Annotated in this window: 9 protein-coding genes; 5 read left to right on the forward strand and 4 right to left on the reverse strand. The window is 36.5% G+C overall.

The genetic code is table 11. The features are described 5' to 3' along the window. Positions 1 to 291: 291 nt before the first annotated feature. Positions 292 to 1,668, reverse strand: a complete 1,377-nt coding sequence (gene mgtE / locus ACFINH_RS04645) for a magnesium transporter (protein WP_375606748.1) — start codon at positions 1,666 to 1,668, stop codon at positions 292 to 294. Positions 1,669 to 2,216: 548 nt separating this feature from the next. On the opposite strand from mgtE, the gene ACFINH_RS04650 reads away from it, so the two are divergent. Next, on the forward strand, positions 2,217 to 4,241 hold the full coding sequence (locus ACFINH_RS04650) for a M3 family metallopeptidase (protein WP_375632269.1): 2,025 nt from the start codon (positions 2,217 to 2,219) through the stop codon (positions 4,239 to 4,241). 162 nt (positions 4,242 to 4,403) lie between these two features. Here ACFINH_RS04650 and ACFINH_RS04655 read toward each other — a convergent pair whose 3' ends face one another. Then, positions 4,404 to 5,480 carry an SGNH family hydrolase gene (locus ACFINH_RS04655; RefSeq protein ID WP_375632270.1) on the reverse strand — a complete coding sequence of 359 codons (1,077 nt, stop codon included), beginning with the start codon at positions 5,478 to 5,480 and terminating at the stop codon, positions 4,404 to 4,406. Positions 5,481 to 5,494: 14 nt separating this feature from the next. After that, positions 5,495 to 6,751: a lytic murein transglycosylase gene (locus ACFINH_RS04660; RefSeq protein ID WP_375632271.1), complete on the reverse strand. Its 1,257-nt coding sequence runs from the start codon at positions 6,749 to 6,751 to the stop codon at positions 5,495 to 5,497. A 265-nt stretch (positions 6,752 to 7,016) separates the two neighbouring features. Here ACFINH_RS04660 and ACFINH_RS04665 point away from each other — a divergent pair, with 265 nt between their 5' ends. Together ACFINH_RS04665 and ACFINH_RS04670 are read left to right on the forward strand one after the other, a co-directional pair. After that, positions 7,017 to 7,907, forward strand: a complete 891-nt coding sequence (locus tag ACFINH_RS04665) for a UTP--glucose-1-phosphate uridylyltransferase (RefSeq protein WP_375613281.1) — start codon at positions 7,017 to 7,019, stop codon at positions 7,905 to 7,907. 39 nt (positions 7,908 to 7,946) lie between these two features. After that, positions 7,947 to 8,939, forward strand: coding sequence for an SIS domain-containing protein (locus tag ACFINH_RS04670; RefSeq protein WP_375632272.1), 993 nt, complete (start codon positions 7,947 to 7,949; stop codon positions 8,937 to 8,939). A 278-nt stretch (positions 8,940 to 9,217) separates the two neighbouring features. Here ACFINH_RS04670 and ACFINH_RS04675 read toward each other — a convergent pair whose 3' ends face one another. Then, positions 9,218 to 9,577 (reverse strand): hypothetical protein, encoded by a 360-nt coding sequence (locus ACFINH_RS04675; RefSeq protein WP_375611849.1) that lies wholly within the window; start codon positions 9,575 to 9,577, stop codon positions 9,218 to 9,220. A 254-nt stretch (positions 9,578 to 9,831) separates the two neighbouring features. Here ACFINH_RS04675 and ACFINH_RS04680 point away from each other — a divergent pair, with 254 nt between their 5' ends. Both ACFINH_RS04680 and ACFINH_RS04685 read left to right on the forward strand, forming a co-directional pair. Then, positions 9,832 to 11,217 carry a sigma-54-dependent transcriptional regulator gene (locus ACFINH_RS04680; RefSeq protein ID WP_375611848.1) on the forward strand — a complete coding sequence of 462 codons (1,386 nt, stop codon included), beginning with the start codon at positions 9,832 to 9,834 and terminating at the stop codon, positions 11,215 to 11,217. Between the two features lie 403 nt (positions 11,218 to 11,620). Then, complete coding sequence (locus ACFINH_RS04685; RefSeq protein ID WP_375632273.1) at positions 11,621 to 13,192, forward strand: phospholipase D family protein; 1,572 nt, start codon at positions 11,621 to 11,623, stop codon at positions 13,190 to 13,192. The last annotated feature ends 33 nt before the right edge of the window (positions 13,193 to 13,225 follow it).

Raw genomic sequence — 13,225 nt, forward strand, 5'->3', positions numbered from 1 at the left:
TTTGATACGAGAGAGAGAGGATATAAGAAGTATTTTATTTTTTCTTGAATAGTTTTTAGACATACACCGATCTCGTTTGTGTCTGGCAAGAAGATGACTTTAATCGATTTAATATGAGAAGCTTTATGATGAGGTAAAATTACGTTATTCGGAGCTGTTATTCAAAAAAATAATAAATTATCTATAGAGCGGTGCGCTAGAAAATAAATAATAAAGCTTATTCTCTTATGGAAAGAATCTTAGGTTACATGACAAGATTTTTCCATAAGTAAGAGTTTTTACTTTACATGTTTAAAGAAGAGTTCCTGACAAAATGAGAGAAGCTACAGAAAAATAGATTATAATGCCCATGACATCTACTAAAGTTGCCACAAAAGGAGCAGAAGCACTTGCTGGATCAAATTTTAAACCTTTAAGAATAAAAGGCAACATAGATCCAGAAAGAGAACCAAAGGTAACGATTCCAACTAAAGCTGTACCCACTGTTGTCGAAATAGCAATCCAATGTTGGCCATAGTCGTAGATACCCAGTTTTTGCCAAAGAGCAATGCGCGTAACACCAATAATTCCTAGTAAGAGACCAAGGGATAGTCCTGTTGGAATTTCACGAATGATCACTTTCCACCAGTCTTTCAACGTGAGTTCACGTAAAGCCAATGCACGGATAATAAGGGATGTAGCCTGTGAGCCGGAATTTCCTCCTGAGCTCATAATGAGAGGTATGAACAGTGTAAGAATAATCGCTTTTTCGAGTTCTGTTTCGAAATGTTGCATAGCGCTTGCTGTCAGCATTTCACCGATAAAGAGTAAAGCGAGCCAGCCTCCGCGTTTTTTCATCATTTCAGGAAACTTAATTTGCATATAGGGCTTATTAAGTGCTTCCATACCCCCAAATTTATAGGCATCTTCATTCATTTCATCGACCATAGTATCAAGCACGTCATCAACGGTTACAATGCCAATGACATGGTTACTTTCATCAACTACAGGCACAGAGAGAAGATCATGGCGCTGGAAAAGGCGTGCGATATCTTCATGATGTGTGAAAGGTGATATTGTAATGGGCGAGTCATGGGTAGGGACATTAAGAATTTGTTCATCAGGTGAGGCAAGAATAAGGTTACGCAGGGAAACAGCTTTGAGAAGAGTACCTGTTTTGGGGTCAATTACATAGCTGGTATAAACTGTTTCACGTGTTCGCTCGACCTCACGAATGTGATCCAAAGTTTTTTGTATGGTCCAGTTTGAAGGAACGGCTATAAACTCTGTTGTCATCAGTGCTCCTGCTGTATGATCAGGATAGCTGGTGAGTTTTTTAAGTTCAGCGCGCGTTAAGGGGTTAAGCAAGGCATAAAGTCGTGTGCGGGTTTCCTTATCCATTTCTTGAAAGACGTCTGCAGCAGCATCGGCAGACATGCCATCAAGAATTTCAACAGCACGATTTATAGGGAGAAGTTCTAGGATGGCAGCAGGTTGCTCAAGCTCTGGTTTATCAAAAAGTTCGATAACATAATCAAGAGGCAGAAGACTAAGAATAGTTACACGTTCCATGATATCGAGGTCATTGATGATATCAATAGAGTCTGCAAAATGCTGGTTCTTTAACTTTTCAGCGAGAGCTTCAGGAGAAAAATTTTTGAAGTCGAAGGCCGTTTTGATTTCAGTCATGATAAAGTACCTCCTGAAGAGTTGGAGAGTTGTAAATCTAGATAATAGATGAGATAAAAACAAAAGTTTATGGAAGATTTAAAAAAACTCCCCAGCTATATTCCCAATTGTTAATATTTGAAGTAAAGTCAAGGGTAAATTATAAGTTATAAACAAGTTTCTGAATCACTAAAACGAGAATACAGCTTAATTTGAGGATAATATAAAAACGTAAATGTAAAAATCAGTTCTGATTTTACCATCATTTCTTTAATGTAGTTTGCGATTTTCAAAAGAATCTAAAGCAATATTTTATAAAGAGTGGAGATTATGCTTTTCTCCAAGTGTTTTTGTTAATATGCAATTCTATTGTGATGTGCGAGCGAATAATCTTTATTGCTTCAATATAATATGGTTTGAATGAAAGAACTTTACGATTTTCAGGTTTTTTATTCAATAGGGTTTTGAAAGGTAGTTTTGAAACTCACGAAATAGTTTTAGTATGTTATCAATTTGTGTCGTAAAGATAATTGTTACAGTTTAAATTTATAATGGAGACATAAAGTATTATGACAAAAGCAGCAGTGCTGGACTGGAAGGGATTTTTAGGTCTTCCTGATTTTTCTTCTATAAGTGACGAAGATTTTAAACCCGCTTTTGAACAGGCACTTCAAGAAGCAGAAGAAGAACTAGAGGCAATTGCGATGGTGCAAGAACCACCAACGCTTGAGAATTTTTTGCAGCCTTTTGAGCTTTGCGGCAAAGCGCTTGATCGTGTCTGTTCAATATTTTTCTTACGCACCAGTGCTCATACGAATGTATTAATTCAACAGCTAGAGCAAGAGTTCGTTGTAAAACTTTCTCGTTATTCTTCAAAAATGATGATGGATGCACGGATATTTGCGAAAATAGATATGCTTTATAAACAGTCGCAGTTGGGCACATTTGAGAGTGAAACAACACGTGTTCTTGAATTATGGTGGAAAAAGTTTGTTTGTCATGGGGCAAAACTCGATGAAAAAGCTAAGAAACGGCTTTTGGAAATTAATGAAAGACTTGCTTTTTTAAATGCTACTTTTGGACAAAATGTCTTAAATGATGAAGCTGAATGGATTCTGTTTTTAAAACAAACAGACTTATCTGGTTTACCGCAAGATCTCATTGCTTCAATGAAGGAAATTGCGTGTGAAAGAGGCAATGAAGAAGCGTATGCATTAACACTAGCACGTTCGATTGTTGAACCTTTTTTAAAATTCTCTGATCGTCGTGATTTGCGTGAGGTTGCATTCCAAGCTTGGGCTAAACGTGGTGAAAATAATAACAAGAATGATAATAAAACAATTATTGTAGAGATTGTTGCGCTTCGAGATGAGCAGGCTAAATTATTGGGATATAAATCTTTCGCAGATTTGAAGCTCGATAATACTATGGCTAAAAGTGTTGATTCCGTTATGGATTTGCTTATGCCTGTATGGAAGCGCGCAAGAGCGAAAGCTTCTACTGAGCAAATTGACTTACAAAATTTTGCCAACAATCAGGGCAGCAATGAATCTTTAGCTGCTTGGGATTGGCGTTATTATGCTGAAAAGCTTCGCACTGAAAAACTTTCTTTCGATAGCGCTGAGATTAAATATTATTTTCAGCTTGATCTTATGATTAAAGCGGCTTTTGGGGTAGCCGAAAAACTCTTTAGCATTACATTTGAAGAAAAAAACGCTGTTACACTTTGGCATCCTGATGCACGTTTGTGGGAAGTAAAAAAGTCTGATGGAAGTCTACTTGGGCATTTTATTGGTGATTATTTTGCACGTTCTTCAAAACGCTCCGGTGCGTGGATGAGTAGTTTGCAATCACAACATAAATTGGATGGCGGACAAAAGCCTATTATCTACAATGTTTGTAATTTTGCTAAACCACCTAAAGGGGAAGTTGCTCTTTTATCACTTGATGATGCACGTACGCTTTTCCACGAATTTGGACATGCATTGCATGGTTTGCTTTCTGATGTCACATGGCCATCTGTGTCGGGAACATCTGTTTCACGTGATTTTGTTGAGCTACCTTCTCAACTTTACGAACATTGGTTAACAGTACCAGAGATATTAAAATCTTATGCTATACATACAAAAACAGGCCATCCTATGCCACAAGAGTTGATAGATAAAGTCTTAGTAGCACAGACATTTAATGCAGGATTTTCTGCCGTTGAATTTATCTCATCAGCTTTAGTGGATATGGCTTTTCATCAAGGCGAAACAGTCACTGATCCAACAGTGTTTGAACGCCAAGAATTAGAAAAGCTGCAAATGCCTGATACAATTATTATGCGTCATCGTCCCCCACATTTTATGCACGTGTTTGCGGGGGATGGTTATGCATCTGGTTACTATTCTTATATGTGGTCGGAAGTCCTTGATGCTGATGCTTTTCAAGCTTTTGAAGAAACGGGAGATGTTTTTAATTCAGAGCTTGCTGATAAGTTGAAACGTTTTATTTACTCCGCTGGAGGAAGTCGTGATCCAGAGGAGCTTTATAAAGCTTTTCGGGGACGAATGCCTTTACCAGAGGCAATGATTAACAAACGTGGACTATAAGATATAACGGTATGGTTAACACCATGCCGTTTTCATATTATTCGAAAGGTACAGTTGCGATTTATGCAAATTTTCTCTTCATTATAGCTCTGTAAACAGAGTTTTTTATCTTATTCGCTTTTTGTTTATAGAGGAAAATAGATTTTGTATTTTAAATAGACATTATGGAAAAGAAAAATTATCAGCTCGATCTTTTTGATGCCCATTTGGTGGAAACCATGATTTTTTTATAAAACTTGACTTTCTTTTGCCTAAAAGGTGAGTGTTTTTTTGTGCCATATCATCGAGGCTCATTGGAGGCTGACGCATAATTTTACTCCGCTCTTGATTCTCTGATTCTTGTATAAGTTTTTGAATAACTTGATCGGTTGAGTAAGAATTTTCATGAGAAAAGGCATAAAAATTTGAAATATTTTTCAATGTTTTTTCTAAATAAGAGGCAAGTTTTTTCTTTCCTTCAGGGGTGAAATGCATGCCATTATTGGTGCGTAATTTGGTTATTTTTCCATTAATATCATAGCCTGAAAAAGAAAAATTTCCTGTCTCATCACTAAAGCCGCTCCAGATATCGAGAAAATACCCTCCTGCTGTTTCTGTTTCTTGTTTATAGAGCGCATTAAAAATTTTCATTTTTTGTGTCAAAAGATCATTTCCAAAAGAAGGCTGACCTATCCATATCCATGATTTTCCAGAGGCATGAAGACTTTCAGCAATTTCGATAATTCTTTGTTTGTAGATGCGCATCCATTCTGACTGATTTGTGTTAATCATGTTATGAGAGTTTGTGATGGGTTGATTATCATTTGCACCGATCATCATGATAATAACATCGGGATTATTTTGATTAATGAGTTTAGAAATATTGCCTTGCCAAGAATAATAATCCGTTCGAACTAAGCCGGAAGCTGGTACTGTGTTGTTCATGATAACGATATCGCTATTATTTATAAAAGACTTCTTAAGTGCATCGGCAACAGCAGAAGCTGCAAAATCCCCTATGACAAGAATGCGCTTTGCATTCTCATTTTTTAGCTTTTGTATGTTTTTTTGTGTTACGATCTTTTTTTGCGGCTTGTCTATTTTTTGTTCTATAATTTGCGGTGGCTGCTGTGTCTGTTTGTTTTGTTGTGACAACCATTTGAAGAAGTTCGTTGCTTTACTTGGGGATGGCTGTAAGATCCCCACAATAGAAAGTGAAAACAGCAATAATGTCAAGTATATCAGGCGAAAAGAAGACAAAAATTTAGTCTCCCTTATTGTTTGCGAAGGAGAAAAAGCACTTGAGATGATGGATATCCATTTGCTTTTAGACCGTGACGCAGTTGAAAAGCTTTAATTGCTTTGCGAGAAGCTGTTCCGATTTTTCCATCAACATTCCCTTTATAATAGCCCAGTGCACTTAAGCGAGATTGTAGTTCTTTACATTCCTGGAAAGTAAGAGGTTGAAAAGGTCTTTGCCAATCATTTACCAATCTAGGATGTCCAGCAATGCGATCAGCAAGAAGGCCAACAGCAAACGCATAACGATCTGCATTATTATAATGTTTCAGAACAAAGAAATTTTTTGTGACTAAAAATATAGGTCCTTTTGCTCCATCTGGATATTTTAATATTGCTTGTTCAGCTGATGTAGGAAGAGGGTGCCCATTTGCGTGTTTTACACCTAATTTTTTCCATTGTTCAAAGGAATACCAGCCTTCAGGAAGGGTTTTCCCCTGCGGCACTTTTACCTCTACTCCCCAAATAAGATTAGGTTGCCAGCCATTTTTGTGGAGAAGGTTAGCAGCAGTAGCCAGAGCATCTGGAACAGAGTTCCAGATATCACGCCGTCCATCTTGGTCCATATCAACTGCATAGGCGAGATAACTGCTTGGAATAAATTGTGTATGCCCCAATGCACCGGCCCAAGATCCAGTGAGTTGAGAGCGTTTAATTTCGCCACTTTGTAGAATTTTCATAGCAGCAATCAGCTGTGTATATGCATATTTTGCACGTTTTTTATCAGCATAGGCTAAAGTTGCAAGAGAGCGAATGGTATCACTCATTACACTTTTATTAGCTAAAACCTTCCCATAGTTGCTTTCCATTGACCAAATAGCAAGCAGAATATTGCGATCAACACCAAAACGTTTTTCAATTTGAAGAAGCCATTTGTTCCATTTTTGAGTTTGGCGTCGTCCTTCCTCAATTGCAATATCATGGACACGATTATCGAAATAGTTCCATGAAGGAGCAACAAATTCCGGTTGGTATGCGGCGCTTTTTAGAACTTCTGGATCAATGGCATTAACACCTTTAAACGCCATATGAAACGTAGAGGGGGTAATATTGTGAGCAATAGCTATTTTTTTAAATTCTTTAATCCAGTGTTTAAATCCGCTATCAGCATATGAAAGGGGTGCAAAAAACATTAAAAAAGCAGAAAAAATAACGGCAGAGCCAGTGAGAAGAGTTCTCCAAGCTATTGACTTCTCTAAAAAAGAGAAAGTCTTCAATTCTGTTTTTTGCATTTTGAAATCCCCATTAATATTCAATTCATTAGATGTGCAATAACTTTATTTTGTATTTAGTTTAATCGATAATATGATCAAGAAGAGGAAAAAACTGAAATAAATAATACGTTTTAATCCCTTCAATAAATTCTCAGACTCTTTTTACATTTTTATTGCTCATTATAATGATAATCAAAACAATAAGATATCTTTTTTACCATTTCGTAAAAACATATGATAAATAAAACAAAAAAGTTATATGAATTCATTGAGGAGGGTGAGTGTGCGTAAAATCCGGAAAGCAGTATTCCCAGTAGCAGGTCTTGGTACGCGTTTTCTTCCTGCGACAAAAACGATTCCTAAAGAAATGCTAACAGTTGTTGATAAACCTGTTATTCAATATGTTATGGATGAGGCGAGGGAAGCTGGTATTGAGCATTTTATTTTTGTAACTGGACGTAACAAAGCCGTTATTGAGGATTATTTTGATGAGCAAGTTGAATTATATACGACACTTGCTGAATGTGGAAAGAAAGAAGATCTTGCACATTTATACCGTTTACAGCCATTACCAGGGTCAACTTCTTTCACTCGGCAACAACAACCTTTGGGATTAGGGCATGCTCTTTGGTGTGCACGTGAATTAGTTGCAGGGGAACCTTTTGCTTTGTTATTACCGGATATGTTGATACAAGCGAAAAAGGGCTGTCTTTCTGAAATGATGAGCCTTTATGAAAAGGTGGGTGGGGGAAATATTATAGCAGTTCAGGAATGCGATCCTAGAGAAACACATAAATATGGTATTGTTGGGAAAGGCAAACAGATTGCAAATGGTTTTGAAATCACAAAAATGGTAGAGAAACCAGCACAAGGTACGGCACCATCAAATTTGTACATCAATGGACGTTATATTTTGCAGCCAGAAATTTTTAATATTCTTTCCACTCAAGAACGGGGAACAGGAAATGAAATTCAATTAACAGATGCTATGATACGGCTTTCAAATGAGCAAGATTTTTGGGGTTTGCAAGTAAAAGGGCGCACTTTTGATTGCGGTTCTAAAGCTGGTTTTATTGAAGCCAACGTTGCATTTTCTTTGGCACGCGCTGATATGCACAGCCACGTTTCTGCTTCATTGAAAAATTTACTAGAAACCATTAATGTCGAAAAGTGATATAGATCTCTCACTTAATTTTATTGGTCGAATTTGATTATGACAATATCGTCTCCTCATATGGCTTTGCAAGGTGCAGTAGCATCAGCGCTTAAAACACTTGCTAGTGAAAAGCAGGGGCTTGAAGCTCTTGAAAAAGCTCTTCTGGAAAGTCTTTCTTCTTCTTTTGAAGCGGCTGTTCAAACTATTAGAAATGCTCGTGGACATGTGGTTATTACTGGTCTTGGAAAAAGTGGTCATATAGGGACAAAAATTGCAGCAACCTTAGCCTCAACTGGAACACCTGCCTTTTTTGTTCACGCTGCAGAAGCCAATCATGGTGATCTTGGTATGATTGGCTCTGATGACGTTATTCTTGCTTTATCATGGTCTGGTGAAACTCAAGAGTTAAGTGGTATTATAAGTTATGCTGCGCGTTTTCGTATCCCCCTTATTGCGATGACATCAAGTAAGCACTCTGTGTTAGGACGACAAGCTGATATTGTACTATTATTACCAAAGATAGAAGAGGCTTGCCCCCATGGTTTAGCCCCTACAACTTCAACAATTATGCAATTGGCAATGGGAGATGCATTAGCGGTTTCTCTTTTAGAAATGCATGGTTTTACCGCAACGGATTTCAAAATATATCATCCTGGTGGTTCTCTTGGTGCAAGCCTTAAATACGTGTGTGATATTATGCATGAGGGTGATAATATTCCTTTGGTTATGCAGGGAACAGCTATGACTGAAGCGATGAATGTTTTGGTGGAAAAACATTTTGGTTGTGTTGGTGTTGTGAATCAAGAAGGTGAACTAATCGGAATTGTAACTGATGGCGATCTTGCACGTAACATTCATTTTAATTTATCAAAATTTAATGTTGACGAGGTGATGACCAAAGCTCCTAAAGTTGTAAAGCCAAATACACTTGTTGGTGCAGCAACAGCTTTTATTAATGATCATCAGATTGGTGCATTTTTTGTGGTTGAAGATAAAAAACCGATAGGAATTGTTCATTTTCATGATCTTTTGCGCATTGGCGCTGCTTAGATTAAGCTTCCCTATCAAATAAAATGTTATTTTAGGTTGAAATAGATTGAATGATACAAAGTTACAATTTTATTGTGAGGTGGCTTTACTGATATTTTGTGGAAGAAAATGATTATTTTACGCATTTCATAATGTTTAGAAAATTTTCAGGGTAAAGATTATACTAGCCTCTTTGCGTATTTTAGAGAGGATTTTCTATCAGGAGGAGAAAGGATGTCGCCTCCTGCTTAATGTGTGTGCTCCCTCTGTTCTTAAGAGAGGTTTCCCTTGTACTTTGTTTAAGATTTCCGCTTAAGGAAAAACTGTGCTCCTGTATGTGAGGTGCAGAGAAGTTGTGTGGCGTCATATGACATTGTACAATTGACTCTAGAAATTGTTCCACGGAGAATAGAGCGTATTTCAATTTCTATATTTTGGGCATTGAGATAATTATATGCTCCTTCTGATAGTTTTTCTTCTGTATCTGCTGCATGCGTTTCAAAAACACCATTGTGGAAAGAAGAAATAATACCATTCTCATCAACCCATTTTCCATCAATTCCAGTTGGCATATTTGAGTTATAATATCGCGAAAAGTTACAGGCACTTAACAGCAAGGCGGTAATTGTAAGACATAAAATATGATAGGTATGTTTCATTTATTGCACTCTATATTAGATTATTTTGCTCTCTAGTTTCTATAACATTATTAAATTACCCCATGAGTCAATATGAAAAATTTGATAAAAATCAATGAAAAAGCAAAAAAATGGAAAAAAATGCCTTAATGTTGTATTTAATTGACAGCTTGATGAAGTTCGTAAGTGAAACACAAGAGGTAAAATATTTCTTATGGTTTACAACAATTTTTATATTAAGCTGCTAAGTAGTCTCAAAGGAGATTATTAACATTATGGTTGGTCCCATTCTTGTTGCGAGTGAAGATTATGGAAGACGTATAGAACTTTCTTCTATGCTGCGAGGTTTTGGTTATCGTGTCATTGAAGCAGAAAATGGTCTCCGTACGATTGATCTTTTACACAGGCGTAAAAACATTGTGCTTGCACTCCTTGATGTCGTTATGAGTGATTTGAGTGTGAGCGATTTGATTAAAATGATTAGAGTTGCTGGTGTTTCTGTTCCTATTGTCGTTATAGCACAACAAGAGAATCAGCATTTACTCCAGAAAGCTTTAACAGCTGGAGCTATTGATTATTGGATCCATCCAGTAACATTATTACGTGTAAGAGTTACTTTGGATATTCTTGCTCTTATTTCTGCCTTGGAGCATGAGGTTCGAGATATTCGGCGAAAAAAAGAGAATCATTTACGGTTTTCTGATCTTTGCGTAAAAAGTAGAGCTATGCAGATAGTGTTAGAACAATCGAGACAAGCAGCAACTTCTTTACAGAATCTTTTGATAGAGGGGGAAGCTGGAACAGGACGTGAGACATTAGCTCGGATTATTCATCATGAGGGATTATTTTCGGAGGGTGTTTTTGTTCGCTTTCAATGTTCAGCCATCGTTGATCCAGAAGAAGAAAATCAGCAGTGGTTTAAAGAATTCCTACCATTGGTTTCTTCTCTTGAAAAAGGGACACTTTGCCTTTGTGATATTGATCGACTTGAGCCCATACAGCAAAAACGGTTTGCTCATTACCTTAAAGAAAGGGAAAGGGATACAAAAGGAGATTTTTTTCCTTTTCGGATCATCGCTATTTCAACATCGCGTTTAAAGGACTTGGTTAATGAGAACTTTTTTTTGCATAGTTTGTTTGAACAATTTTCTCACTTGTCTATTAGCGTTCCTGCTTTACGAGAATTAAGGGATGATTTTCCAGAGATCACACAACGTTTGATTGATCGCATTATCACAGAAACAGGGCGATCACATGTCCATGGTTTAGCAGGCTCTGCTCTTTCCTTGCTTATGCAGTATGATTGGCCTGGCAATAGAAATGAGCTTGAAACCTTTTTATTTCGTGCGATTTTACTCAGTGAAGGACCGTTATTAACTGTTCGAGACTTTCCGCAATTAATGGGAAATTCATTAATGAATGTTCCCAATATCATTGAGGGTAATATGCAAGAAGATAATGAGCAAGAATCGATAAAATTTTTGAATACTGATGGGCATGTACGTACTTTTGCAGAAATGGAGCATGATATTATAGAGAAAGCGATTAAACATTATAAAGGACATATGAGTGAGATTGCGCGTCGCCTTCATATTGGTCGCTCTACACTTTATAGAAAAATGGAAGAATTGAGAGCAATAAGAAATCAAGAACGAAAATAAAATTCATAACAAATTTCTCTTCATGACAAGCATGCGTTTCAAAAAATAGAGTGAATTTTGATAAAGTCCGTGGGGGAAAGCTGAAGAAAACAATCATTTATTGTAAAGTTTATCTATAGAGGATGATTTTGTTGATTTAAATCAAATATAAATTTTATGTGACTATTTTAATCGTTTGTTTCAATTTATACAATTTTAGTTAAGTTTACATTTATTAAAACAGAGAAGCATTTTTAAAAACTTTTAAATACTACCGCTAAAATTTTTGTATCATCAATATTAAATTTATACTCTCTTAAGCAAGAAGTGGCATTTTACCTGCTATACGATTAAGATAAAGTGATTAGTGTTATTGTTTGCATTACTGATGATGTGATAGTTTAAAATAGAAAGTTTGCCCTCTTTGACTCTTTTACAGATTGTTATTGGTTTTGTCCTCTTTTTTTTTATTGCATCTATGTTGGCAATCTACACCTATGGGCGTTTTGTGAAAAATGCTAGGGGGCAATGTTCTTATGCGTTACCTCTTCAGAAAGATGAAACTAAGCTTGATCGTATCGTCAGTCAATTAGCTGAGAAAGAAAATGGATTGGGGATTGATAAAGATGCCCTTTCTCTCATTATCAGCAATTTGGATGCGTTTTGTGTTCGTGCAATAGGAGCTGCAGAGGCTGGGCGTAGCCTTGATCTGATGTATTATATTTGGGATGATGATTTAACGGGGCGCCTATTATTAAGTGAAATAGTTGAGGCAGCTGATCGAGGGGTTCGGGTACGGCTTCTTTTGGATGATATTAATGCTCAGGCACGTGATCCAGCTTATATTGCGCTAGATAAACATCCTCACATTGAGGTGAGAATGTTTAATCCAGGGCGATCGCGTAAAGGTGGTTTACGCCGTGGTTTAGAAATTATATTACGGGCAATTACTGTAACACGTAGAATGCATAATAAAGCTTTTATTGTTGATGGCAGGGTCGCTTTTGTAGGAGGACGTAATCTTGCAGATTCTTATTTTGATGCTGGTAAAGAATCCCATTTTCGAGATTTAGATTTGATGTTAATCGGTCCTTCTGTTAAAAAGGTAGAAAGTATCTTTGATGATTTTTGGAATAGTGCTGTTGTTTTGCCAATTCATACTTTGGTTGTTCCTAAAAGCGCAAGTGATCTTAGCTATTGGAAAGATAAATTACGAAAGTTTCGTGATTCCAAAGTTGCAAAAGTTTATTTAGATTATGTCAAAGAGCACATTAACTTTAATTGTTTTATCCAAACAGGAAAGCGGTTATTTTTAGCAGACAAAGTTGTTGTTCTTTCTGACCCTCCAGAAAAAGCATTGCGTAAAAAAGCAAGTAATTGGCTTATGAAGGCACTTTCAAAGGTTATTGGAAATGCCCAAAAAACGGTTCAGATTACGTCACCTTATTTTGTTCCTGGTAAGGTTGGCACGCAGAATTTTAGTAATTTGGTTTCAAAGGGTGTTGATGTCAAAATTCTGACAAATTCTTTAGCTGCTACTGATGTAGCATTAGTGCATGGTGGTTATGTACCTTATCGTAAGGCATTGTTGAAAAGTGGTGTTAATCTTTATGAATTAAAAGCGGAAGGCAATACTCATGGGTTACGATTGTTTCGATCGAGTAAGGCAAGTTTACATGCCAAAGCTTTTTTAATTGATCGTAAAACAGCTTTTATTGGATCTTTAAATTTTGATCCAAGATCAGCATCATTAAATACAGAAATGGGCATTCTTTTTGAATGTGCTCCCATTACAGCAAGATTAGATTTGTTGTTTTCTGAAGAAACCACAGGGGAAATGAGCTATCATCTGCGTCTTGGTGATAATAATCGTATTTATTGGGATTTTATTGAAAATGAAAAAAAATATAGCATTGACTATGAGCCAGAAAGCAATTTTTGGCGTCGCGCATTTGCAAAAATAATAAGTTGGTTACCTATTGAATCACAATTGTAAATTTTTATAAACCACACTTAAAAAAAATATTTA

This window comes from Bartonella sp. AA74HLJMH, assembly GCF_042197045.1.
GTDB lineage: Bacteria > Pseudomonadota > Alphaproteobacteria > Rhizobiales > Rhizobiaceae > Bartonella.

Excerpts from the sequence above, each read along its gene's own strand:
- mgtE (WP_375606748.1), bottom strand. The coding sequence starts at position 1,668 with ATGACTGAAATCAAAACGGCCTTCGACTTCAAAAATTTTTCTCCTGAA.
- ACFINH_RS04650 (WP_375632269.1), top strand. The coding sequence starts at position 2,217 with ATGACAAAAGCAGCAGTGCTGGACTGGAAGGGATTTTTAGGTCTTCCT.
- ACFINH_RS04660 (WP_375632271.1), bottom strand. The coding sequence starts at position 6,751 with ATGCAAAAAACAGAATTGAAGACTTTCTCTTTTTTAGAGAAGTCAATA.
- ACFINH_RS04670 (WP_375632272.1), top strand. The coding sequence starts at position 7,947 with ATGACAATATCGTCTCCTCATATGGCTTTGCAAGGTGCAGTAGCATCA.
- ACFINH_RS04675 (WP_375611849.1), bottom strand. The coding sequence starts at position 9,577 with ATGAAACATACCTATCATATTTTATGTCTTACAATTACCGCCTTGCTG.
- ACFINH_RS04680 (WP_375611848.1), top strand. The coding sequence starts at position 9,832 with ATGGTTGGTCCCATTCTTGTTGCGAGTGAAGATTATGGAAGACGTATA.